Source organism: Ralstonia sp. Ralssp110 (assembly GCF_047325135.1).
GTDB lineage: Bacteria > Pseudomonadota > Gammaproteobacteria > Burkholderiales > Burkholderiaceae > Ralstonia > Ralstonia mojiangensis.
This window is the reverse complement of the sequence record NZ_CP168610.1, coordinates 896000-916834: the sequence shown is the minus strand read 5'-3', so window position 1 is coordinate 916834 and position 20835 is coordinate 896000. Positions and strand designations below refer to the sequence as shown.

Genomic DNA, 20835 nt, shown 5'->3' with positions numbered 1-20835 from the left:
GGCTATGCGCGCTCGCTCACGCCTGCGCTGGCGAAGGTCGCCATCTCGCGCAGGAACGCCACGGCCGACACGACCACCGGATAGGCCAGTACCGCACCGCTGCCCTCGCCCAGCCGCAATGACAGTGACAGTAGCGGCCGCGCATCGAGCACCTCCAGCAGCGCACGATGACCGCGCTCGTCCGACACATGCCCGAACACGCAATAGCGCAGCACGTCGGGCGCCACCTGAGCCGCTACCAGCACAGCGGCCGTCGCGATAAACCCATCGACGAGGATGACCATGCGCCGCTGCGCAGCCTCAAGCACCGCACCCACCATCGCCGCGACCTCAAAGCCACCAAAGCATGCAAGCACGTCCAGCGGCTCACGGACGTCAGCATGCTTGGCCATCGCCGCCTCCAGCACAGCACGCTTGTGGGCGAGGCCGTCATCGTCGAGCCCCGTGCCGCGGCCAACGCATTGCGCAACCGGCAAATCGCATAACCGCGCCATCAGGCATGCGGCAGACGCCGTGTTGGCGATGCCCATTTCGCCCAGTGCGATGACGTTGGTGCAGAGTGCTGCATGGTGCGCCACCCGCTGCGCGCCGAGTGCCATGGCACGGTCACGCTCGTCGGCGGTCATGGCGGCTTGCGCAGCACCCTCGTCGGCAAAGTTGCGCGTGCCGGGCCCGACAGGTGCATCGAACAGGCCCGGCGTATCCGCTGTCCACAATGGTGCGGCAACACCGGCGTTCACCACCTCCAATGCAAACCCATGCTGGCGGCAGAACACATTGACAGCCGCGCCACCCGCGATGAAGTTGAGCACCATCTGCGCCGTCACCGCTTGCGGGTATGCACTCACGCCAGCGTGGGCGATGCCGTGGTCTGCAGCAAAGACTACCATTGCGGGGCGCGTCAGCTGCGGGGTGTCGGTGTTCTGGATCAGGCCGATCTGCACGGCCAGCGATTCAAGCCGGCCCAGTGCGCCGAGCGGCTTGGTCTTGCTGTCGACGGCGGCCTGCAGGCGCACGCGCAGCGCGTCATCAAATGGCGGAATGTGTACGGCTTGATTCATCACAGTTCGACTCCTGGCTGCGCCTGGATGCCTTGGGAAAATGCGTGCTTGACGAGCGTCATGTCGGTCACGGTATCTGCTGCGTCGATCAGCTCAGGGGGCGCACCGCGCCCGGTAATCACCACATGCTGCGCTGGCGGGCGCGCGCGCAAATCGGCCAGCACGGTCTGCACGTCAAGGTAGTTGTACTTGAGCGCAATGTTCAGTTCATCCAGCAGCACCAGGCCGACGGTCGGGTCGCTCAGCAGATCGCGTGCGCAGGCCCAGGCGGCTTGCGCCTTTTCAATGTCGCGCGTGCGATCCTGCGTCTCCCATGTGTAGCCCTCGCCCATCACGTGGAAGCTGCATTGTTCTGGGAAACGACGCAGGAACCGCTCTTCGCCCGTCGGGATCGCGCCCTTGATGAACTGCACCACGCCGACCTGCATGTCATGGCCCATGGCGCGGATCACCATGCCAAAGCCGGAGCTCGATTTGCCCTTGCCGTTACCGGTGTTGACAAGCAGCACGCCGCGCACGTCGGTGGCGGCGGCGATCTTGGCATCCACCACGGCCTTCTTGCGCTGCATGCGCGAGCGGTGGCGCTCGTTCAGCGCGTCATTGTTGTCTTCAGTCGTCATCGGAATCATCAGAAATCAAGGCCGTCAGGCGGCCGTCGGCCACCTCGGCAATAGGGGTGCGCAGCACGCGCGCGCAGTGTTCGGGGGTGAGCACATCGGCCGCGATGCCTGCGGTGGTGTGCCCGGCGCCGTCCATCAGCAGCGCGTGCGTAGCAAAGCGGCGTGCGAGGTTCAAGTCATGCACGGTCAACACGACCAGCCACCCGTGTTTGCGGCAGCCTTCGCGTAGCAGGCGAAGCACGGCGACCTGCTGATGCAAATCGAGGTGCGCGACGGGCTCGTCGAGCAGCAGCACGCGCGCCTCCTGCGCCACCACGGCAGCCATCGCCACGCGCTGACGCTCACCACCAGAAAGCGTGCGCACATCGCGTTGTGCCAGAGGCTGCAACTGCAGCGCAGACACCGCAGCATCGACGGCGCGGGCATCGGCGTCGCCCTCCCATTCCCAGCGCGCAAGATGCGGGTGGCGGCCGGTCATCACGGCGTCGCACACGGTGATGGGGAAGGTGTCATGCAAGGTCTGCGGCAGAAACGCGCGACGACGCGCCATCGCCAGCGCCGGCCAATCGGAGAGCGGAACGCCATCGAGCGTGACGCTGCCGCTGTCTGGCGAGCGCAAGCCTGCCAGCACGGAAAGCCATGTCGACTTGCCCGCGCCGTTCGGCCCGATCACGCACCAGAGTTGGCCCGCAGTGGCCGTCATAGATAACCGCTCGATTAACACGCGCCCATCGATGATCACCCGCAGATCGTGCAGCGCGAGTTCCGGCGCTGCGTCCAAGTGCGCGAATGCATCCTGTGCGGGACGTGGGCGGCGCCACCAACTCATCGCGCGCTCCGCATCAGCAGGTAAAGAAACGTTGGCACCCCGAGCAGGGTGGTGATCACGCCCACGGGCAGCTGCGTTGGGGCGATCAGCGTTCGGGCGATCAGGTCGGCCAGCATCAGCAGGCCCCCGCCGGCCATTGCCGTGGCGGGCAAATGGATGCGCACGTCGCGGGTCCACGCCAGGCGCACCATGTGCGGCACCAGCAGGCCGACAAAGGCCACCGAGCCTGCAATCGTGACCGCCACTGCCGTACACAGCGACGCCACCACGTAGATCAACGCGCGCACACGCGCCACCGGCACACCCAGCGCGCGGGCGCGGGTTTCACCGGTCAGCAGGACGTTCAGGTCGCGCGCATGCGGCAACACCACAGCAACCGCCGCCAGGAGCGCCACCAATGCGCCCGCATAACGATCGGCGCCACCCAGGTCGCCGACCATCCAGAAAATCATGCCGCGCAGCTTGTTCTCGGGCGCCACCGTCAAGATAAGTGTGATCAGGCCGACCCAGCCGGAGGCCATTACCACGCCGCCGAGCAGCAAGCGCGCATTGGCCTCGCCCGGCTCACCGCGCCACAGGTGCTGACGCGCCAGCGCCGCCACCAGCGCCATCGACAACAGTGCTCCGGCTCCGGCACTCGTCTGCACCGCCCACCACGGCAGCGAAAACAACATCGCCGTGAGGGCCGCCACGGCCCCGCCGCCGGACACGCCCAGCACATACGGATCGGCCAGCGGATTGCGCAGCAGCATCTGCATGAGCGCCCCGGCAAAGGCCAACAGCCCGCCCGCAGCAAATGCAGCGCCCGCACGCGGCAGGCGCAATTCGGTGACGATGCCTGCTGCCAGGCCATCGCCACCGCTATTGCCAAAAAAGAGGGCCCGCCAGACTTCAGCGGGCGACAGCTTCACACTGCCGAGCATCAATGACGCCACCAGCACCACCACGCACGCAAGCGCCAGCAGCGACCACAGTCGCCAGGCAAAACCGCGTGCGCGCAGTGCAGGTGTTGTCATCGCTTCGGTTCGTGCTGTTGCCACGACAGCGTGAAGAACACCCCACGCGACGCCGTGTTGTACGGATAGACCAACTGGTAGTTCTTGTTTGTCACGTTTTCAACACGTGCCGACACTGCCCAGTCAGGCGTGATCTGGTAGCGGCCGACCAGGTTCAGCAGGCCATAGCCGCCGAGCGCCTTGGTCGAGTCCTGACGGTCTCCCGCCGCATTCCACTCCACGCCCGCCGAGAACGGCCCGAACGTCTTGTACGCCGAAACGCTGCCGAAGTGCCGTGCACGGCGCGACAGCAACTGGTTGGCCGACAAGTCCTGCGGGTTCTGCATGGTAAAGCTGGCACGCAGATCCACGCCATAGATCGAACCCCGATACGACGTCTCGAGCCCGTTCACACGCGCACGGTTGACGTTGGCTGCGGAGCAATTGAAATCTGCGTCGCATACAGCCGTGATCAGGTTGCTGTAGTCCGTCTCGAACGCCGTTACGCGCACCAGGCCGATCGCGCTGCTGTATTCCACGCCGCCCTCAACCGAGCGTGCCTTCTCAGGCTGCACGTTCGGGTTGCCGAAGAACGGGTAGTAAAGCTCGTTGAAGCTCGGCGCGCGGAAGGCGTTGCTCACGCTCGCCACCGCCTTCCATTGCGGATTGAACGCAAAGCCGTAACCGGCGTAGTAGCTGTTGGCACCACCGAAGTCCGAGTAGCGGTCGCGACGCAGGTTCAACTGCAACTGGTGCGGGCCGAACTTGCCTTCGTAACCGATGTAAGCGGAATCGACGTTGCGCGTGGGCACGTTGTAGGCATCGCTGTCGATGCTGGTCTGCAGATGCTCCAGGCCCACCTTGAACAACTGATTCGGCATGAAGGCCCAATCGTTCTGCCAGCTCGCCGTTTGGTTGCGCGTGTTGAAACGCGCCGGCATCTGCAACACGCCGTTCGTGTAATTCAAGCTGCGGTCATCGCCCTGCGACAGCGTTACACGCGTCTTCCAGTCCTGCGTCACCTTGCCGTCCACATAGGCCGACATCGAGCGCACCACGTTGTGCGCAACATTGTTATCGGTCGGCTTGCCGAAGGCGTTGTCGTAGCTGACATCGCCCCAGGTCTGGAAGTACGTCAGGCCCGCTTGCCAATCTGCGGAGAAGCGATGCGACAGCTGCGCCGACACGCTCTTGTTCGTGTACGGATTGTCGTTCGGGTTGGCCTTGGGCGCCTGCAGCGGGTTGATTGTCGAGAAGCCGTTGGTCTTGAATTCCGACACCGACACCGCAAACGACGTATCCCCGTTCTCGCCTAGCGACCCGCTGATGCCGGCCTGCGCGCGTTTGGTATTGCGGGCGCCGTATTCGATCTCCGCATTGGCCAGCGGGCCGTGGCCGCGGCCGTTGCGGGTGAAGATTTGCACCACGCCGCCAATCGCATCGGAGCCGTACAGCGCAGACACGTTGCCGCGCACAACCTCGATGTGATCGATCTGATCGGCCATCAATTGCGCGATCTGCGCGCCGCCGGAGGTGCCGGACGCCACACGCACACCGTCAATCAGAATCAGCGTCTGATTGGAACCGGCGCCGCGCATGAAAAGGCTGGCGTTGGCCCCAGGGCCACCGTTCTGCGCGACTTCGATGCCAGCCTCGCGACGCAGCAGCGTCACCGCATCCGGCGCTTGCGAGCGCTCGATATCGGCGCGGCTGATGACCGTCGTGTGCGGCAGTGCATCCGACAGGGGCTGCTCGCTGCGCGAGGCCGTCACCACAGTCGGATTCAGTTCACCCACTGACGTGCTGGCTGCCGGTGTATTGCTTTGTGCCCAGGCCGGCGCAACTGCACCTGCCATGACCCCCGTTAGTGCGCTGGCAAGCGCGCGCGTGGCCGTCCGGGGCATCCGGAGTGGCCGCTTTGTAGTCAAGCTCATGTTGAAAAGACAAGAAGCGTCAGCCGGACCCGTTCCCCCGCGGGTCGCTGGCAGCAGGATCTCGATGCGGTTCCCTCACATCGGCTTAGAACCGGTTCACGATCCGTAGCGATCGGTCCGAGCTTGGCTCGAGAAACGCAGCCGTACATGGGTACGGCGCGTATCACAGGGCCAAGATCGGGCGGCGCAGCAGGATCGTGAACTGGTTCGCTGAGATCCACCGTCCTGGCCGGTATCCGGGCTGGCGAAGCGGCCTGTCCGCCTTCCCATTCCAAAGGAACAGTGGCATATGGACAGACCGCGCGGCACCCATCTTCTTCGCGAGATGGCGGGTACACGCGGCGTTCGCTTACCGTTGCGGGGGCAGCGCAGGTTGGCGCATCGCTTGGGGCGCGCGCTCCCTGCTTCCCGTTTAACTGCAGATGGTGCTGCGGGCACCAGGACGCCGCGAAGTTTAACGGAAAAGGCACGCCAAACCCGCCCCAGTCGCGGTAAAAACACACCCTCCGCACGTTGTGCCCGCTGCGTCGCCTCATGCCGCCGCCTATTGCGCATCCGTAAGGAGGACAGGCGCGACGCGCATGATCGGCTAAAATCCCCCCCACTCGATTCTGATTGACACCCAATGCTGAACGAACTCGAACAACTTGCCGGCAAGATCACGCGCGTGCTGCGTCACGCCGATGCGCTAGCCGCCGAGAACCAGCGCCTGCGCGCCGAAGTCGAGCGGCTTCAGGCGGAAGCCGAGGCCTCCAAGACCGAGCGCGACGCGATGGTCGCCGACCGCAGCGTGCTCAATGCCAAGATCGAAGAAGCGCAACTGCGCATCCAATCGATTCTCGACAAGCTGCCCACGGCCACCGACGCGCGCCAGCTTGACCTCCTCGGCCAGGCCGCAGGCGCCGATGAAACAACGGCCGCCCCCGCCCCGCACTCGGAGACCTAAGCATGAGCAGCAAGCAAATTGAAGTGAACATCGCCGGGCAGCCTTACAAGTTTGCCGTCTCGGTCGATAACGAAGCAGCCCTGCGTGAAGCCGCAGCCATGGTCGACAACCAGATGACGCGCATCAAGAACGGCTCGAACACCAAGGGCATCGAGCGCGTTGCCGTGATGGCCGCCATCAGCATCGCGTCGGATTTGCTGTCGATGCAACGCCAGGCCGCATCCGATTCCGCCCTGCCGATCGACACGATTCGCGCCAAACTGGCCGACCTGAACGCCCGCACTGACGAGGCGCTGCGCCAGTACGGCGAAGTCATTTAGCGAAGGTCAAAACGTGTTTGTAACCGGATCGCATCCGGGCTTGGGTTCGGATGCGAACGGGTGTATAGTGTGACCCAATGGCTGCCGCGATCTCCCGCAAACCCTTACAACATAAGGCTTTAGCGACTACAGAGTAGAGAAAAACGGTTGCCTGCGATGAATCTTTCAGACGCATCGCCATGCGCTCAAAACACAGCGTGATGATGCGTCTGACAGTTTCCCTGCCTGGTTCGCCATGGCCATTAATTCCTTGAACCGATAAGCATTGCTTGGTGCGGGATATGCCGTGTGGGCGAGCGCGTCTTCCAGTGCATAGCGTGCGACGCAAGTCGTGGGCTCCCTGCGCCGGTGATGTACCCGAAATGCGGCTTCCGCTGCCACTCTGAACCTCACTTGGGTTCAGGATGCGGGTCTAGCGGCCAAGGTGGGGACCCAACAAAAGGCGGTAGTGCACATGTGCGCTACCGCCTTTTTCTTTGTCTATCCTCCATACACCCGTCATTGCCGCACCGCCAATGGCGAGGCCGCGGCCGTGTTGCTATGCTGCGCACACCGTCACTTCCCCGCACGTCGCCCGCGCGCCCCACACGATGGCCACCCAGTACTGGTTGATGAAGTCCGAGCCCGACGAGGCCAGCATCGATACGCTGCACGCCGAAGGCACCTTGCCCTGGACGGGCGTTCGCAACTATCAGGCACGCAACTTCATGCGCGACCGTATGCGCATCGGCGACGGCGTGCTGTTCTACCACTCGTCCTGTCCGCAGCCCGGCATCGCGGGGCTGGCGGAAGTCTGCTCGACCAGCTATCCAGATCCCACGCAGTTCGACGCCAAGAGCCATTACCACGACCCCGCATCGAAGCCGGAAGCGCCGCGCTGGATGCTGGTCGACGTGAAGTTCGTGCGCAAATGCCCGCTGATCGATCTGCCGACGTTGCGTGCGCAGGAACAGCTGACCGACATGACGGTGCTGCAACGCGGCAACCGCCTGTCGATCACGCCCGTCACGCCCGCGCAGTGGCGTTACATCACCACTAAATTGATGCGTGATCCTGAGTGAATGGTTGGTATCGGCAGGGAATTGTTACAAACGTGATGAACGATGCGCGTAACGACCAGTCAGACGCATCACATTGCTTTTTTGGGAGAACACGATGAAATCTGTCCTGGCCGCAACTATTTTGGGGACTGCAATGATGACGACTGCTTTCGCACAAGCCGCTCCTGAAACGAATCATTCGGGCGTACTGTCGCTGGATGCGCAGGCCGTGGCCGAAGTGCCGACCGACACCGTCACGCTCACCCTGGGCGCCGAACAGGAAGGCGCGGACCCGGGCGCGATCTCCACGGCCCTGTCGCGCAAGGCCGATGAGGTGATCAACCAGGCAAAGCGCACATCCGGCGTGCAGGCAGAAACAGGCGGTTTCAACATTTATCCGAACACTGATCGCAACGGCAAGATCAGCGTCTGGCGCGGCCGTGCGGAGGTGCGCATCACGTCGAAGGACTTTGCAGCGGCGTCCAAGCTGGCGGGCCAACTGGCCAACCAGATGCAGGTGCAGAACGTGAATTTCACGCTCTCGCGCGAGGCGCGCACGGCGGCCGAAGCCAAGCTGATCGATCAAGCCGTGAATTCGTTCCGTGACAAGGCACTGACGACCACCAAGCTGTTCGGCTACACGAGCTACACGATCCGCGACGTGCATGTGAGCGAGGGCAGCAACAACCCGGGCCCGCGTCCGATGATGCGCATGGCAGCGGCTCCCGCATCTTACGATTCGGCGCCGGTGCCCATCGAGGGCGGCAAGGCTCAAGTGACAGTGACCGTTTCCGGCGCCGTGCAGATGCTGAAATAAGTAGCGAGCCGCGCCATGAAAAAAGCCACCGGACTTCGGTGGCTTTTTCTTTGCGCGGTTGCAACGTCAGGCGTGTGCCTGGTCTTTTGCACCGTTGCCTGCGCGACGATAGGACCAGACCAGCATAGAGATGCCGATCAGGATCATCGGCAGCGACAGCCACTGCCCCATCGACAGGTTCGCTGCGAGCAGGCCGAGGAAGTTGTCCGGCTCGCGGGCAAATTCTGCAGCAAAGCGGAACACGCCATAGCCGAGCAGGAATGCCCCAGACACCGCGCCCATCGGCCGCGGCTTGCGCGCATATAGCCACAGCAGGATGAAGAACAGCACACCCTCGCCGAGGAACTGGTAGATCTGCGAGGGGTGGCGCGGCAGCATGTGGTACTGGTCGAACACAGCCTGTACGCCGCTGGTGACGGCCTCTTGCGCATGCGAAAGCAGCCACTCCCTGTCTTCGCCCTGCGCCTGCGGGAACATCATCGCCCAAGGCAGATTGGGCGACGACACACGGCCCCACAGCTCGCCGTTGATGAAGTTGCCGAGGCGCCCCGCTGCGAGGCCACACGGCACCATCGGCGCGATGAAATCGGTCACCTGCATCCACGAGCGGCCGCGCATGCGCGCATACAGCATCATCGCCACGACCACGCCGAGGAAGCCGCCGTGGAAAGCCATGCCGCCCTCCCATACCTTGAAGATGTCGAGCGGGTGGGCGAAATACCAATCTGGCTTGTAGAACAGCACGTAGCCCAGGCGCCCACCGAGAATCACACCGAGCACGCCGTAAAACAGCATGTCGTCGAGGTCGCGGCCAGTCCAGCCTTCGGCGGCGATGTGCGGCTGGCGGGTGCGCAGGCGGCCGAACCACAGGAACATGATGAACGCCGCCAGATACATCAGGCCGTACCAGCGGATGGCGAGCGGCCCCAGATGCAGGGCGACGGGATCGAATTGCGGATGGATGAGCATGAATCCTGCGGGTTTCAGGTTTGGTTGTCTTCTTGCAGCTTGGCGACGGCTTCGGCACTGGCCACGAACCACGGGAGCACCGGCGAAGCGGCATCGCGCCGCCACACCAGGCCGGTCTCGATGATCGGGCTCGGCGCGGCGAGTTCGAGATAGACCACGCCAGTCCGCTGCAGGTTGCATAGCGATGCCGGCACCAGCGCGACGCCCATCTCGGCGGAGACCAGGCTGACGATGGTCTGCATCTGGATGGCTTCCTGGCCGATGCGCGTGGCAGCCCCAGATTCTCGGGGCCAGCCACCGTGCGCGGCATGATAGCCGGTAATGATGTCATACAGCGCAGGCGCGGACCGACGCGGGAAAATGATCAGCGGTTCGGCCGCGGCGTCCGCCAGCGCAATCGGCTGGCCGGGTGCCACCCTCCATTGCGCCGCGCGCGATGTGGGCGCCGCCAGCACAAGGCGCTCGCGTACCAGCGGGCGGTATTCCAACTCTCCAGGCACCGAGCCCGCATGATGCGCAATCACGACGCCGGCATCCACATCGCCGGCCAGGAGCGCTTCGATTTGCACATCGCTCGTGGCCTCGCGCAGCAGAAGCTGCACATCGGGGCGCGCATCGCGAAAGTGTCGGAGCAAGGCGGGCAGGATGCCGTAGTCGGCGGTGCTGACAAAGGACAGCGACAGCGAGCCCACCTCCCCGCGCGCCAGCCGCTGCGCGAGGCCAGGCAGCGCGTTCGCCTCAGCAAGCACACGCCGCACCTCGACCAGCCAGCGCGCGCCGACGGCCGTCAGCGCCACAGAGCGCTGTGTGCGATGGAACAGCGTGACGCCCAGTTCGTCTTCCAGCGCGCGAATCTGCTGCGACAGCGGCGGCTGCGTCATCGAAAGACGCTCGGCGGCGCGCCCGAAATGCAACTCCTCGGCAACGGTCACAAAGTAGCGAAGCTGGCGCAGATCCATATCGGCAATTGATATATTTTTCGACTCAATAATCGCTCAATAATATATTTGACGCGCCATTTCTCCAAGCGCATGCTGGGCGCCAGGCTGTTGACTACAACGATAGTGCCGACCCCACGGAGACCCCCATGCCAGACAACAAGCGTTCGCAACACATCACACAGGGTGTGGCGCGCTCGCCCAATCGCTCGATGTACTACGCGCTGGGCTACACAAAAGACGACTTCAACAATCCAATGATCGGCGTGGCCAACGGCCATTCGACCATCACGCCGTGCAACTCGGGCCTGCAGAAGCTGGCCGATGCCGCCGTGGCTGCGATAGAGGACGCTCGCGCGAATCCGCAGATCTTCGGCACGCCCACCATTTCCGATGGCATGTCGATGGGCACGGAGGGCATGAAGTTTTCGCTGATCTCGCGCGAAGTGATTGCTGACTGCATCGAAACCTGCGTCAACGGCCAATGGATGGATGGCGTCGTCGTCATCGGCGGCTGCGACAAGAACATGCCCGGCGGCATGATCGCCCTGGCCCGCACGAATGTGCCGGGCATCTACGTGTACGGCGGGACCATCAAGCCGGGGCACTGGAAGGGCAAGGACCTGACCATCGTCTCGTCGTTCGAGGCCGTGGGCGAATTCACCGCAGGCCGCATGAGCGAAGAAGACTTCGAGGGCATCGAGAAAAACGCCTGCCCCTCGAGCGGTTCGTGCGGCGGCATGTACACGGCCAACACGATGAGTTCATCGTTTGAAGCGCTGGGCATGTCGCTGCTGTATTCATCGACGATGGCCAATCCCGATCAGGAGAAGGTCGACAGCGCAGCCGAATCCGCGCGCGTCCTGGTCGAAGCCGTGCGCCGCGACCTGAAGCCGCGCGACATCATCACGCGCAAATCCATCGAGAACGCCGTAGCCGTGATCATGGCCACCGGCGGCTCCACCAACGCCGTGTTGCACTACCTGGCCATCGCCCACGCGGCGGAGGTGGAATGGACGATCGATGACTTCGAGCGGGTGCGCCAGCGCGTGCCCGTCATCTGCAATCTCAAGCCGTCGGGCCAATACGTGGCGACCGACCTGCACGAGGCCGGCGGCATTCCGCAAGTGATGAAGCTGCTGCTCAACGCAGGCCTGCTGCATGGCGATTGCATCACCATCACGGGCAAGACGCTGGCAGAAGAACTCGCGCACGTTCCTGACCAACCGCGCGCTGATCAGAACGTGATCCTGCCGATCGACAAGGCTCTCTACAAAGAAGGCCACCTCGCCATCCTGAAAGGCAACTTGGCCGAGGAAGGCGCCGTGGCGAAGATCACCGGCCTGAAGAACCCCGTCATCACGGGCCCGGCGCGCGTGTTCGACGATGAGCAAAGCGCGATGAGCGCGATCCTGAGCGACCAGATCAAGGCCGGCGATATCCTCGTGCTGCGCTATCTGGGGCCGAAGGGCGGCCCCGGCATGCCGGAGATGCTGGCCCCGACCTCAGCCATCATCGGCAAGGGCCTGGGCGAATCGGTTGGCTTTATTACCGACGGACGCTTCTCGGGCGGCACGTGGGGCATGGTGGTCGGCCACGTCGCGCCGGAAGCGTACGTGGGCGGCACGATCGGCTTGGTGCACGAAGGCGATTCGATCACCATCGATGCGCACCGGCGCCTGCTGCAGTTGAACGTGCCCGATGATGAACTCGCCCGCCGCCGCGCGGCGTGGAAGCAACCCGCGCCGCGTTATACCCGTGGCGTGCTGGCGAAGTTTGCGAAACTGGCAGCCACGGCCAGCAAGGGCGCCGTAACGGACTGAGTTCGGGCAACACCAACAAAAAACCCGCCAGACGGCGGGTTTTTCTTTGTGCGATCAGCGCTGCGGCGGCTTCTGCTGCGCGGCGAGCGCATCGTCCAGCGCCGCGCCCAGCCAATCCATCAGGCGGGCCTCCAGCGTGCGGGTCAGGTCAGCGGCAAGCTGTTCGCTTAGCAGCGAGAGGCGCGATTCCATGGCTGCGCGGCACTGCGCTTCGATCAACGCCGGCCATTCGGACTGGAAACGCCACATCACGTCGCCCATCACGCGGGCGGCATCGGTGCCTGCGGGAGGCATGGCCGAGGTGGGTGCAAGGCCTTGCTCACGCAGTGCGGGCGGAACGTCCACATTGGGGGCTTCAGTTGGGGCGTGCGGCGGCGCGGCAGGCGCGGCCGTAGGCGCCACATCCTCCAGTTCGACAATCTCCGTCAGAACGGGGATGTTGTTGTCCGCGTGGGACCCGGGATAGCGTCCGTCGGTCATGCGCGCCCCACGTCGTGATGTTGGATCGGATAGCCGCGATCGCGGTAGAAGCGGAAGCGATCGCGCGCTGCTGCGCGATCGGCATCGTCATCGCCAACGATCTCGATCAACCGGCTAAAGCGTGCGAACAGCGCCGGCGGTTCAGGCGACAGATTGACCAGAATGTCGTGATGTGGCGCGTCGTCCAGCGGCTCGGATGCATCTGCCAGCAGGATGGGCGTCTGCGCAGCCAGCGGATGCCGCAGGCCGCAATGCGGCAGGAAATCGAGCTGACTGAACGTCCACAATTGCGTGTCGAACGCTTGCAGCGCAGCTTGATCTCCGACCACGATCACTTTCTGGCCCGCGCCGTAGGCCTTGCGCACCAGCCGGCAGGCATACGCCAGCTTGCCGGGCACGTTGCTGTGAAAGTCGACGCGAGTCATACGGTGCTTTGCCTCTGCCACCAATCAACCGCGGTCCATCAGGAAGCGCGTCAGCAGCGGCACCGGGCGGCCCGTGGCTCCCTTAGCCGCGCCGCTCTTCCAGGCGGTGCCGGCGATGTCCAGGTGGGCCCAGTCGTACTTTTCGGTAAAGCGCGCCAGGAAACAGGCTGCCGTCACGCTGCCGGCCGGACGGCCACCGATGTTGCCCATGTCGGCAAAGTTGGACTTGAGCTGCTCCTGGTATTCCTCATCCAGCGGCATGCGCCACGCGGTATCGAGCGATTGCTTGCCGGCCGCCACCAGCGCGCCCGCCAGCGCATCGCTACGGGCGTACATGCCGGTATTGATGTGACCGAGCGCAATGATGCAGGCGCCCGTGAGCGTTGCCACGTCGATCACCACCGCAGGCTTGAAGCGTTCCACGTAAGTGAGCGCATCGCACAGAATCAGGCGGCCTTCGGCGTCGGTATTCAGGATTTCGATGGTCTGGCCCGACATGCTGGTCACCACGTCGCCCGGCTTGGTGGCGACACCGCTAGGCATGTTCTCGCAGGTCGGCACCACGGCGATGACGTTCTGCTTGAGGCCCATTTCGGCCACAGCACGCAGCGTGCCCAGCACCGAAGCGGCGCCGCACATGTCGTACTTCATCTCGTCCATGCCCTCACCCGGCTTGAGCGAGATGCCACCCGTATCAAACGTGATGCCCTTGCCGACCAGTACGACCGGGGCCTGCTTTGCCGGGCCGCCCTCGTAGCGCAGCACGATGAAGGCTGGCGGCTCCACGCTGCCCTTTGTCACGGCCAGGAAGGCGCCCATCTTCAAGGCTTCGATCTGCTTGCGGCCAAGCACTTCCACCTTGAGCTTGAAGTCCTTGGCGATCTGGCGTGCGGTGTTGGCCAGGTACGTCGGCGTGCAGATGTTGGACGGCAGATTGCCCAGATCGCGCGTGAGGTCCATGCCGTTGGCGATGGCAGTGCCGCGCGCTGCGGCCACGGCGGCCGCCTTGGCATCGGCTGCCGGCGCGGCCAGAACGACCTTGCGCAGGCTCGTACCGTTTTTGTCGCGCTTGCTCTTGAGTTCCGGGTGACGTTCGATGAAGCGGTAGCTGGCTTCGCGGATGAGCGTGACGGCGGTCAGGACGGCCCAAGCGGTGTCCTTGTCGCGCGCGGTGTGCTCGGTGAGCGTCCACGTCACGCTGGCGGCCTTGGTGCTGGCCAGCGCGCGCAGTGCGGTGCGCACGGCTTCGGCGTAGGCGCGGTCGGTGAAATCGGCTTCCTTGCCCAGACCGACCAGCAGCACGCGGGCAGCGCCCACGCCAGCCACTTCGTGCAGCAGCAACGACGTGCCGCGCTTGCCTTCAAAGTCGCCCAGCTTGACGAGGCGAGCGACCAGGCCCTTGGTGGCCGCGTCCAACGCCTTTGCGGCGCCCGCCAGGGTCTGCGACTCGAACAGACCGATCACGAGGCAATCGCTCTTGGCGGCCAGGGCGCCCGCTTTGGCCCAGTCCAGGGCTTTTGTGCTAAATTCCATCGCGCTTCTCTCTATGAGGCGAGTCAACGAAAGCCCACATTATCCGCCATTTTGCGCAGGGGCTCCGGTGGAACGCACGCCGGCCATGACCTCGCCCTCCCATCCCGCATCCGCATGATTTTTGAACAAGCCCTGCGACGCGAGCTGTCATTCACCGCCGGCGCCGTCTTTCTCGTGCTGCTGACGTTCATGCTGACCACCCTGGTGATCCGCATTCTCGGCATGGCCGCCAACGGCGAAGCGAACCCGAACGACGTCCTGCTCCTCATCGGCCTGGCAACGCTGGGCTACCTGGCGATTCTGCTGTGCGCCACACTCTTCATCTCGGTCTTGCTGGTGCTGACGCGCTGGTACAAGGATTCCGAGATGGTGGTGTGGTTCACCTCCGGCATCAGCCTGACGGATTTCATCCGCCCGGTGCTGCGCTTCTCGCTGCCGTTCATCGTGCTGGTGGCGCTGCTGGCGCTGTTCGGCTGGCCGTGGGCCAACCAGCAGAGCGCGCTGTTCCGAGACCGCTTCGAGCAGCGCGATGTGCTGTCAATGATCTCAGCCGGCCGCTTCATCGAGCCCGCGCATGGCAGCTACGTCCTCTTTATCGAGGGCGTCGATAACGGCATGAAGCACGCCCGCAACCTGTTCGTCGCCAATGCCGAGCAGGACAAGATCGGCGTGGCGATGGCCAAGACCGGCGAATTCAAGACCATGCCAAACGGCGACCGCTTTGTCGTGCTCGACAAGGGCCGCCGCTATGAAGGCACGCCCGGCAAGCTCGACTACCGCATCGTCGAATTCGACAAATACGGCGTGAAGGTGGCTAACAAGCCGCCGCAGGCAGATGCCAGCCTACCAACCAAGAGCCGCTCCACGAAAGATCTGCTCGCCAACCCGACGCCCGAGAACCTTGGCGAATTGGTCTGGCGAATCGGCCTGCCGCTGCTGGCGTTGAACTTCGTGCTGATCGCCATTCCGCTGGCCTACGTCAACCCGCGCCTGGGCCGCTACACACCGATGATCTTCGCGGTGCTGATCTACCTGACGTACTCCAACCTGCTGAACCTGTCGCAGGCGTGGGTCTCGCAGGGCAAGATGAATGTGTTCATGGCCTGGTGGCCGATCCACCTTGTCGCCTTCATTTGCGCGGTGTTGCTGTTCCGCTTCCGCCATTACAGCGCGGCCGGCCTGAAGGGGATTTCCGCCCTGCTCGGCTTCGCGCCCAAGAAGGCGGGGGCATGATGAAGATGCCGGTCTACGAGAAATACTTCGCACGCCAGATCTACGGCGTGTTCGTCTTCATCCTGTTTGCGGTGCTGGCGCTGTTTATCTTCTTCGACATGCTGGGCGAACTGGGCTCGGTAGTCGGACGCTACACCACGCTCATCGCGTTCTTCCACGTGATGCTGCAGGCGCCGACGCGTGTGTATGAAGTGATTCCGGTGGCGGCGCTTATCAGCGCCATCTATGTGTTCTCGCAGATGGCGAGCCAGTCGGAGTTCACGATCTTTCGCGTGGCCGGGCTCGATACGCGCCGAGCGCTGATGTCGCTGTTCAAGATTGCGCTGCCGCTGGCGCTGGTCACGTACATCTTCGGTGAATTCATCGGGCCGAAGGCCGAAGAGTACGCACAGAAAGTACGGCTGGAAGCGCTGGGCGCGACGGTGTCGGCCGGCTTCCGCTCGGGCGTGTGGGTCAAGGATCGCGGCCCCGCCAAGCCCGACGGCACGGGCGGCGAAGTCACCCGCTTTGTCAACGTCGGCGCGCTGCAGCCGGACCAGTCCATCAAGGGCCTGCGCATCTATGAATTCGATTCGGACTACCGCCTGAGTTCGATCCGCGTGGCGGAGCAGGCGCGCTACCAGGGCCACCAGAACTGGCAACTGAACGGCGTGACGGAAACGCGCTTCATTGAATTCCCGCGCAAGCCAGGAACCGTCGCCCCGCAAGACACCGTGCAGGCCGTGCCCGGCGCACCCGATGCGTTGGCGCCCGACTTCCGCGGCGAGCAGATCAAACTGCCGCAGCAGGAGATGCGCTCTGAGCTCACGCCGCAGATCCTGTCGGTGCTGATGGTCACTCCCGACCGCATGGCCACGCTGGACCTCTTCCAGTACATCCGCCATCTGCGCGACAACAAGCAGGACACGCAGCGCTACGAGATCGCGCTGTGGAAGAAAGTGGTCTATCCATTCACTGTGCTGGTGATGATGGCGCTGGCCCTGCCTTTTGCGTATCTGCATGCACGGGCGGGGGCGGTTGGCCTGAAGGTATTCGGCGGCATCATGCTGGGGTTGTCGTTCCAGTTGGTGAACAACCTCTTCTCGCACGTCGGCCTGCTGAACACGTGGCCGGCCATTTTCACGGCCATCGTGCCGGGCGCGTTGTATTTGGCACTGGCGTTGGTCAGCCTGCGTTGGGTGGAGCGCCACTGATGGCCGACCGGGCGCTCGTTCTGTTTGCACACGGCGCACGCGATGCCCGCTGGCGTGAACCATTCGACCGCCTGCGCGCGCGTTTGGCTACCCAGCAGCCTGACGTTGACACGCGCCTAGCCTTTCTCGAACTGATGGCTCCCGATCTGCCGGGCACCATCGCTGACCTGGCCGCAAACGGCATGCGGAGTGTCACCATCGTGCCGGTGTTCTTTGGGCAAGGCGGCCACCTGCGGCGCGATCTGCCTGCATTGGTCGCGCAATGCGCGCAAGCTCATCCCTCCCTCTCCATCCGTTGCGCAGATGCTGTTGGCGAAGACGACGCCGTGCTCGACGCCATCGCGGGTTACTGCGTCCGCCAACTCGGCTAAGCCGGACATCGCCTCACTGCGGCTCTGCCGCGCGCGTGAAGCGCGCATGCACGTTGTTCTCGACGTGAAAACCATGCGTAGCAAACTCCACCAATTCCAGCGTCAATCCAAGATAACGACGCGCAAGCACGTCAGCCAGATGCGCGCGCATGGCGGCGAACATAGCCGCACAGACGGGCCCCGTCACGTTTTTGGGCCGCCCTGCCTTGATCCTCAACGTCACGTGGATGAAGGCGTCGTCCGCACTGCCGTCCGCCATGCGGTATTGGTCTAGCCGCAGCGCGCGCGTGCGGATGCCACCGATGGGAAACACGGCGGCGTTGCAGATCAGCACGTCGTTGAGCGCGCGCATCAGCTCCGGGATGCGCGCGTCGGCTTCGACGTTGGCTGTGTATTCGATGATGACGTGCGGCATCGCAGGCGCCTGAAAAGAACATTAGGTGATTAACGCGCCACCGCGGCTTCAGTGCACAACGCCGATTCGAGCGAATCCACCACGCGCCCCAGCCGGCCAAGCGACGGCGCCCGGTGCACACAAACATCCCAAAGAGCGGGCGCTGCTGCCAGCTTGTGGGCCGAGAGCGACCCTTCGTCAATCTGCGGGCCAATGAGCCGCGACGGCGCGAAGCCTAGTCCGAAGCCCTCCGCCACCAGCGCATGCTGCAACGGCACCGATTGCACCTCGGCAGCCACGTTCGGCGTCAGCCGGTCTGCCTCGTAGCGGCCGAGCAACCACGCACGCATTTCGCAACCGGCCGGATTCAGCACCCAGGCTTCGTCCCGGACCTGCGCCATCGACAACGCGGCCGGGAGCTTGCGCGACGGCGCAGCAATCAGGACGACCGGCTCGGCGCCGATCACGCGGATACCGCCATCCGAGCGATGACCGGCGGCCCCCGAAGGGGCCAACCACAGCGCAGCGTCCAGCTCGGCGCGCTGCAGACGCTCACGCAGGACGCCGCCCCACTCACAGCTCAAGCGAAACGACACCGCCGGGTAACGCTCCCGCAGACCCGACAGCACGCGCGCGAATCGCACGTCGCCCACGGCGTGGCTTACCCCAACACGCAGCACACCTTCCGGTTCACCCGATGTACGCACGCTACCGCGCAGCGCTTCGAACTCGCCGACGATGATGCGGCACCGGGCAAGCACTGCCTCGCCCTCGGCCGTCAGGCGGAATGGTTTGACGCGACGGTCGAAAAGCACGGTATCAAGCGCGCGTTCGAGCCGCTGAATCTGCTTGGTGACGGCCGGTTGCGTGAGCGGCAGACGCTCCGCTACGCGCGCGATCGAGCCCGTCTGCGCCAACAGCACAAAGGTACGCATTTCTTCGAGCATGTCGACATTCCTATTAGTTATGTTTTTTCTGAACAAATTGAATTTGATTCATCTTATGACATGCGCCAAAGTCATGCCAGACGCACCTGATGCGCCCCTCCCCCAAACACTCCTGCCAAGAGGAATCCATGAAAGCACTGGCTCTGACCGACGGTTACGGCATCGATACCCTGCGCCCCATCGAGCGGGACGATCCGATGCCTGCCCCCCACGAGATCATCGTGCGTACGCGCGCTGCATCGCTCAACTACCGCGATCTCGAAATCGTCTGCGGCACCTTCTTCACGCGCTTTCCGTTACCGCTGATTCCGCTTTCGGATGGGGTTGGAGAGGTGGTGGCTGTGGGTGAACAGATCACGCGAGTACACCCGGGGGACCGCGTGGCTGGCACGTTCTGGCAGCGCTGGGACGCCGGCGACTTCCGCAACGCCGACACACGCCGCATGCTCGGCGGCCCCATCGACGGCTGGCTGGCCGACACCATGCGGCTGGATGCAGGTGGCGCGGTGATCGTTCCTGCGCACCTGAGCGACGCGGAAGCGGCCACGTTACCCTGCGCGGGTGTCACCGCCTGGCATTGCCTGATCGAGGCAGGCAGCCTGCAGCCCGGCGAAACCGTGCTTGTGCAGGGCACGGGCGGCGTGTCGATGTTCGCCGTGCAATTCGCGCTGATGGCCGGCGCACGGCCCATCGTCCTATCCAGCAGCGACGCCAAGCTGGACCGCGTCCGAGGTCTGGGCGTGCCTGAGTCCGACACGATCAACTATCGAACGACGCCCGAATGGCATGAAGCGGTCTTGGCTCGCACGGAAGGCCGGGGCGTCGATCACGTCATCGAGGTGGGCGGTGGCGGCACGCTGCAACGCTCGCTGAAGGCGTTGCGGATTGGAGGACAGATTCACCTTGTCGGCTACCTCGCTGGACGCGAGGGCGGCATCTCTCCGTTGGAGATCTTCGCGCGCAAGGCGGTGATCCGGCCAGCATCGGTGGGGCCACGCGCGTCATTTGAAGCGATGAACCAGGCGGTGGCGTTGCGCGGCCTGCATCCGATCGTCGATCAGGTACTGCCATGGCAGGACTCGCCCCAGGCCTTCAGGGCCCTGCAAGCTGGGAAGGTGTTCGGGAAGATTGCGCTTGCGTTCTGACGCAGGCTGAAATCCTCAGGCGGCCAGGATATGCGGCTCGCCAGCCAGAATTTCCGAGGCCGCAGCCGACGCACGCACGGCAAATGCATCACCGATCATCAGCAGGCTCGGATGCTCTGGGTTGATCCACGCTGCGGCGGCGCCATCGGCCATCTGCTGCAGGGTGAAGCAGGCTGAGCGCTGCTCGGGCGTGGTGGCAGCCTCGACCACCCAGGCGGGTGTCGACGGCGCGCGGCCACGGGCAATCAGGTCCGCAGCGATGGAGGCAGCTTGATCGCGGCCCATGTAGTAGACGAGCGAATCCGCCTGCGCAACAGGTTCCGGCAAGACGCCTTCGGGTTGCGGCGTGTCCGGATCGGCAGCCTTGGCTTGCGTAACAAACGCGACGCTGCGGGCGGCACCGCGCTTGGTCAACGGCTGACGGATCGCGGAAGCGGCTGCCAGCGCCGCCGTAATGCCCGGAACGATTTCGTAGTCGATGCCAGCTTGCTCGAGCGCCTGCAGTTCCTCGTCGGCACGGCCGAACAGCATCGGATCGCCGCCCTTCAGGCGCACCACGCGCTGATACTTGGTGGCCAGATCGACGAGCTGGCGATTGATGAAGCGCTGCGCGGTTGAGCGCTTGCCGCAGCGCTTGCCGACTGCAATCAGCACAGCTTGCGGGCAGTACTGGAAGACCTCCGGCGAGACCAATGCGTCATGCAGCACGACCTCGGCTTCGCCCAACAATCGTGCACCGCGCACCGTGATGAGGTCAGCGGCGCCGGGGCCCGCACCAATCAGGCTCACGTGGCCGAGTGTTTTGGGGGTCTTCGCTTCCAT

22 protein-coding genes, 1 other RNA gene and 1 riboswitch are annotated in these 20835 nt (G+C 64.1%); of the genes, 10 read left to right on the top strand and 13 right to left on the bottom strand.

Annotated elements, in window-relative coordinates:
• Positions 1–2: 2 nt before the first annotated feature.
• The 5 genes from cobT to ACEN9T_RS13040 are packed head-to-tail and all read right to left on the bottom strand — an operon-like array spanning position 3 to position 5439.
• Positions 3–1061, bottom strand: coding sequence for a nicotinate-nucleotide--dimethylbenzimidazole phosphoribosyltransferase (gene cobT / locus ACEN9T_RS13060; RefSeq protein WP_413707911.1), 1059 nt, complete (start codon positions 1059–1061; stop codon positions 3–5).
• Positions 1061–1681: a cob(I)yrinic acid a,c-diamide adenosyltransferase gene (cobO, locus tag ACEN9T_RS13055; protein WP_092972884.1), complete on the bottom strand. Its 621-nt coding sequence runs from the start codon at positions 1679–1681 to the stop codon at positions 1061–1063. The genes cobT and cobO overlap by 1 nt, the downstream gene beginning before the upstream one ends.
• Entirely contained in the window at positions 1671–2510 is an 840-nt protein-coding gene (locus tag ACEN9T_RS13050; RefSeq protein WP_413707910.1) for an ABC transporter ATP-binding protein, read from the bottom strand. Before ACEN9T_RS13050 ends, cobO begins: the two co-directional genes overlap by 11 nt.
• On the bottom strand, positions 2507–3526 hold the full coding sequence (locus tag ACEN9T_RS13045) for a FecCD family ABC transporter permease (protein ID WP_413707909.1): 1020 nt from the start codon (positions 3524–3526) through the stop codon (positions 2507–2509). Before ACEN9T_RS13045 ends, ACEN9T_RS13050 begins: the two co-directional genes overlap by 4 nt.
• Entirely contained in the window at positions 3523–5439 is a 1917-nt protein-coding gene (locus ACEN9T_RS13040) for a TonB-dependent receptor domain-containing protein (RefSeq protein ID WP_413707908.1), read from the bottom strand. Before ACEN9T_RS13040 ends, ACEN9T_RS13045 begins: the two co-directional genes overlap by 4 nt.
• A gap of 209 nt (positions 5440–5648) precedes the next feature.
• A riboswitch (cobalamin riboswitch) is annotated at positions 5649–5896 on the bottom strand.
• Between the two features lie 168 nt (positions 5897–6064).
• Between ACEN9T_RS13040 and ACEN9T_RS13035 the strand changes: the two genes are divergently transcribed.
• The 5 genes from ACEN9T_RS13035 (at position 6065) to ACEN9T_RS13015 (ending at position 8562) form a co-directional block, all read left to right on the top strand.
• The gene (locus ACEN9T_RS13035; RefSeq protein ID WP_092972876.1) at positions 6065–6385 is read left to right on the top strand and encodes a hypothetical protein; all 321 of its coding nucleotides are present in this window, start codon (positions 6065–6067) and stop codon (positions 6383–6385) included.
• A 2-nt stretch (positions 6386–6387) separates the two neighbouring features.
• Positions 6388–6705: a cell division protein ZapA gene (locus ACEN9T_RS13030; protein WP_092972874.1), complete on the top strand. Its 318-nt coding sequence runs from the start codon at positions 6388–6390 to the stop codon at positions 6703–6705.
• Positions 6706–6920: 215 nt separating this feature from the next.
• Positions 6921–7140, top strand: a non-coding RNA gene (gene ssrS / locus ACEN9T_RS13025) — 6S RNA.
• Positions 7141–7295: 155 nt separating this feature from the next.
• Complete coding sequence (locus ACEN9T_RS13020) at positions 7296–7766, top strand: EVE domain-containing protein (RefSeq protein WP_413707907.1); 471 nt, start codon at positions 7296–7298, stop codon at positions 7764–7766.
• Between the two features lie 94 nt (positions 7767–7860).
• Positions 7861–8562: an SIMPL domain-containing protein gene (locus ACEN9T_RS13015; protein ID WP_092972872.1), complete on the top strand. Its 702-nt coding sequence runs from the start codon at positions 7861–7863 to the stop codon at positions 8560–8562.
• Between the two features lie 66 nt (positions 8563–8628).
• Here ACEN9T_RS13015 and lgt read toward each other — a convergent pair whose 3' ends face one another.
• Both lgt and ACEN9T_RS13005 read right to left on the bottom strand, forming a co-directional pair.
• On the bottom strand, positions 8629–9531 hold the full coding sequence (gene lgt / locus ACEN9T_RS13010) for a prolipoprotein diacylglyceryl transferase (RefSeq protein ID WP_092972870.1): 903 nt from the start codon (positions 9529–9531) through the stop codon (positions 8629–8631).
• 14 nt (positions 9532–9545) lie between these two features.
• The gene (locus tag ACEN9T_RS13005) at positions 9546–10490 is read right to left on the bottom strand and encodes a LysR substrate-binding domain-containing protein (protein ID WP_413707906.1); all 945 of its coding nucleotides are present in this window, start codon (positions 10488–10490) and stop codon (positions 9546–9548) included.
• A 128-nt stretch (positions 10491–10618) separates the two neighbouring features.
• Between ACEN9T_RS13005 and ilvD the strand changes: the two genes are divergently transcribed.
• Positions 10619–12292, top strand: coding sequence for a dihydroxy-acid dehydratase (gene ilvD / locus ACEN9T_RS13000; protein ID WP_413707905.1), 1674 nt, complete (start codon positions 10619–10621; stop codon positions 12290–12292).
• Between the two features lie 54 nt (positions 12293–12346).
• Here ilvD and ACEN9T_RS12995 read toward each other — a convergent pair whose 3' ends face one another.
• Genes ACEN9T_RS12995 through ACEN9T_RS12985 form a run of 3 tightly spaced genes read right to left on the bottom strand, consistent with a single transcriptional unit; the run spans position 12347 to position 14730 of the window.
• Positions 12347–12772, bottom strand: a complete 426-nt coding sequence (locus ACEN9T_RS12995; protein WP_413707904.1) for a DUF2486 domain-containing protein — start codon at positions 12770–12772, stop codon at positions 12347–12349.
• Complete coding sequence (locus tag ACEN9T_RS12990) at positions 12769–13197, bottom strand: DNA polymerase III subunit chi (protein ID WP_024975014.1); 429 nt, start codon at positions 13195–13197, stop codon at positions 12769–12771. The genes ACEN9T_RS12995 and ACEN9T_RS12990 overlap by 4 nt, the downstream gene beginning before the upstream one ends.
• A 24-nt stretch (positions 13198–13221) precedes the next feature.
• Entirely contained in the window at positions 13222–14730 is a 1509-nt protein-coding gene (locus ACEN9T_RS12985; protein WP_092972861.1) for a leucyl aminopeptidase, read from the bottom strand.
• Between the two features lie 114 nt (positions 14731–14844).
• Here ACEN9T_RS12985 and lptF point away from each other — a divergent pair, with 114 nt between their 5' ends.
• Genes lptF through ACEN9T_RS12970 form a run of 3 tightly spaced genes read left to right on the top strand, consistent with a single transcriptional unit; the run spans position 14845 to position 17527 of the window.
• Positions 14845–15963, top strand: coding sequence for an LPS export ABC transporter permease LptF (lptF, locus tag ACEN9T_RS12980; protein ID WP_413707903.1), 1119 nt, complete (start codon positions 14845–14847; stop codon positions 15961–15963).
• Positions 15963–17156 (top strand): LPS export ABC transporter permease LptG, encoded by a 1194-nt coding sequence (gene lptG, locus ACEN9T_RS12975; protein ID WP_343618943.1) that lies wholly within the window; start codon positions 15963–15965, stop codon positions 17154–17156. The genes lptF and lptG overlap by 1 nt, the downstream gene beginning before the upstream one ends.
• On the top strand, positions 17156–17527 hold the full coding sequence (locus ACEN9T_RS12970) for a sirohydrochlorin chelatase (protein WP_413707902.1): 372 nt from the start codon (positions 17156–17158) through the stop codon (positions 17525–17527). The genes lptG and ACEN9T_RS12970 overlap by 1 nt, the downstream gene beginning before the upstream one ends.
• A gap of 13 nt (positions 17528–17540) precedes the next feature.
• Here the strand turns inward: ACEN9T_RS12970 and ACEN9T_RS12965 are convergent, their stop codons facing one another.
• Positions 17541–17942, bottom strand: coding sequence for a 5-carboxymethyl-2-hydroxymuconate Delta-isomerase (locus ACEN9T_RS12965; RefSeq protein ID WP_413707901.1), 402 nt, complete (start codon positions 17940–17942; stop codon positions 17541–17543).
• Positions 17943–17971: 29 nt separating this feature from the next.
• The gene (locus ACEN9T_RS12960; protein WP_413707900.1) at positions 17972–18868 is read right to left on the bottom strand and encodes a LysR family transcriptional regulator; all 897 of its coding nucleotides are present in this window, start codon (positions 18866–18868) and stop codon (positions 17972–17974) included.
• A 128-nt stretch (positions 18869–18996) separates the two neighbouring features.
• Here ACEN9T_RS12960 and ACEN9T_RS12955 point away from each other — a divergent pair, with 128 nt between their 5' ends.
• A complete protein-coding gene (locus ACEN9T_RS12955) occupies positions 18997–20013 on the top strand; it encodes a zinc-dependent alcohol dehydrogenase family protein (RefSeq protein WP_413707899.1) in 1017 nt (338 codons plus the stop codon).
• 15 nt (positions 20014–20028) lie between these two features.
• On the opposite strand, the gene cobA is transcribed toward ACEN9T_RS12955, so the two are convergent.
• Entirely contained in the window at positions 20029–20835 is an 807-nt protein-coding gene (cobA, locus tag ACEN9T_RS12950) for a uroporphyrinogen-III C-methyltransferase (protein WP_413707898.1), read from the bottom strand.

Bases quoted from the DNA above. Each gene is read 5' to 3' on its own strand.
- cobT (WP_413707911.1), bottom strand. From the start codon at position 1,061: ATGAATCAAGCCGTACACATTCCGCCATTTGATGACGCGCTGCGCGTG.
- cobO (WP_092972884.1), bottom strand. From the start codon at position 1,681: ATGACGACTGAAGACAACAATGACGCGCTGAACGAGCGCCACCGCTCG.
- ACEN9T_RS13050 (WP_413707910.1), bottom strand. From the start codon at position 2,510: ATGAGTTGGTGGCGCCGCCCACGTCCCGCACAGGATGCATTCGCGCAC.
- ACEN9T_RS13045 (WP_413707909.1), bottom strand. From the start codon at position 3,526: ATGACAACACCTGCACTGCGCGCACGCGGTTTTGCCTGGCGACTGTGG.
- ACEN9T_RS13040 (WP_413707908.1), bottom strand. From the start codon at position 5,439: ATGAGCTTGACTACAAAGCGGCCACTCCGGATGCCCCGGACGGCCACG.
- ACEN9T_RS13035 (WP_092972876.1), top strand. From the start codon at position 6,065: ATGCTGAACGAACTCGAACAACTTGCCGGCAAGATCACGCGCGTGCTG.
- ACEN9T_RS13030 (WP_092972874.1), top strand. From the start codon at position 6,388: ATGAGCAGCAAGCAAATTGAAGTGAACATCGCCGGGCAGCCTTACAAG.
- ACEN9T_RS13020 (WP_413707907.1), top strand. From the start codon at position 7,296: ATGGCCACCCAGTACTGGTTGATGAAGTCCGAGCCCGACGAGGCCAGC.
- ACEN9T_RS13015 (WP_092972872.1), top strand. From the start codon at position 7,861: ATGAAATCTGTCCTGGCCGCAACTATTTTGGGGACTGCAATGATGACG.
- lgt (WP_092972870.1), bottom strand. From the start codon at position 9,531: ATGCTCATCCATCCGCAATTCGATCCCGTCGCCCTGCATCTGGGGCCG.
- ACEN9T_RS13005 (WP_413707906.1), bottom strand. From the start codon at position 10,490: ATGGATCTGCGCCAGCTTCGCTACTTTGTGACCGTTGCCGAGGAGTTG.
- ilvD (WP_413707905.1), top strand. From the start codon at position 10,619: ATGCCAGACAACAAGCGTTCGCAACACATCACACAGGGTGTGGCGCGC.
- ACEN9T_RS12995 (WP_413707904.1), bottom strand. From the start codon at position 12,772: ATGACCGACGGACGCTATCCCGGGTCCCACGCGGACAACAACATCCCC.
- ACEN9T_RS12990 (WP_024975014.1), bottom strand. From the start codon at position 13,197: ATGACTCGCGTCGACTTTCACAGCAACGTGCCCGGCAAGCTGGCGTAT.
- ACEN9T_RS12985 (WP_092972861.1), bottom strand. From the start codon at position 14,730: ATGGAATTTAGCACAAAAGCCCTGGACTGGGCCAAAGCGGGCGCCCTG.
- lptF (WP_413707903.1), top strand. From the start codon at position 14,845: ATGATTTTTGAACAAGCCCTGCGACGCGAGCTGTCATTCACCGCCGGC.
- lptG (WP_343618943.1), top strand. From the start codon at position 15,963: ATGAAGATGCCGGTCTACGAGAAATACTTCGCACGCCAGATCTACGGC.
- ACEN9T_RS12970 (WP_413707902.1), top strand. From the start codon at position 17,156: ATGGCCGACCGGGCGCTCGTTCTGTTTGCACACGGCGCACGCGATGCC.
- ACEN9T_RS12965 (WP_413707901.1), bottom strand. From the start codon at position 17,942: ATGCCGCACGTCATCATCGAATACACAGCCAACGTCGAAGCCGACGCG.
- ACEN9T_RS12960 (WP_413707900.1), bottom strand. From the start codon at position 18,868: ATGCTCGAAGAAATGCGTACCTTTGTGCTGTTGGCGCAGACGGGCTCG.
- ACEN9T_RS12955 (WP_413707899.1), top strand. From the start codon at position 18,997: ATGAAAGCACTGGCTCTGACCGACGGTTACGGCATCGATACCCTGCGC.
- cobA (WP_413707898.1), bottom strand. From the start codon at position 20,835: ATGGAAGCGAAGACCCCCAAAACACTCGGCCACGTGAGCCTGATTGGT.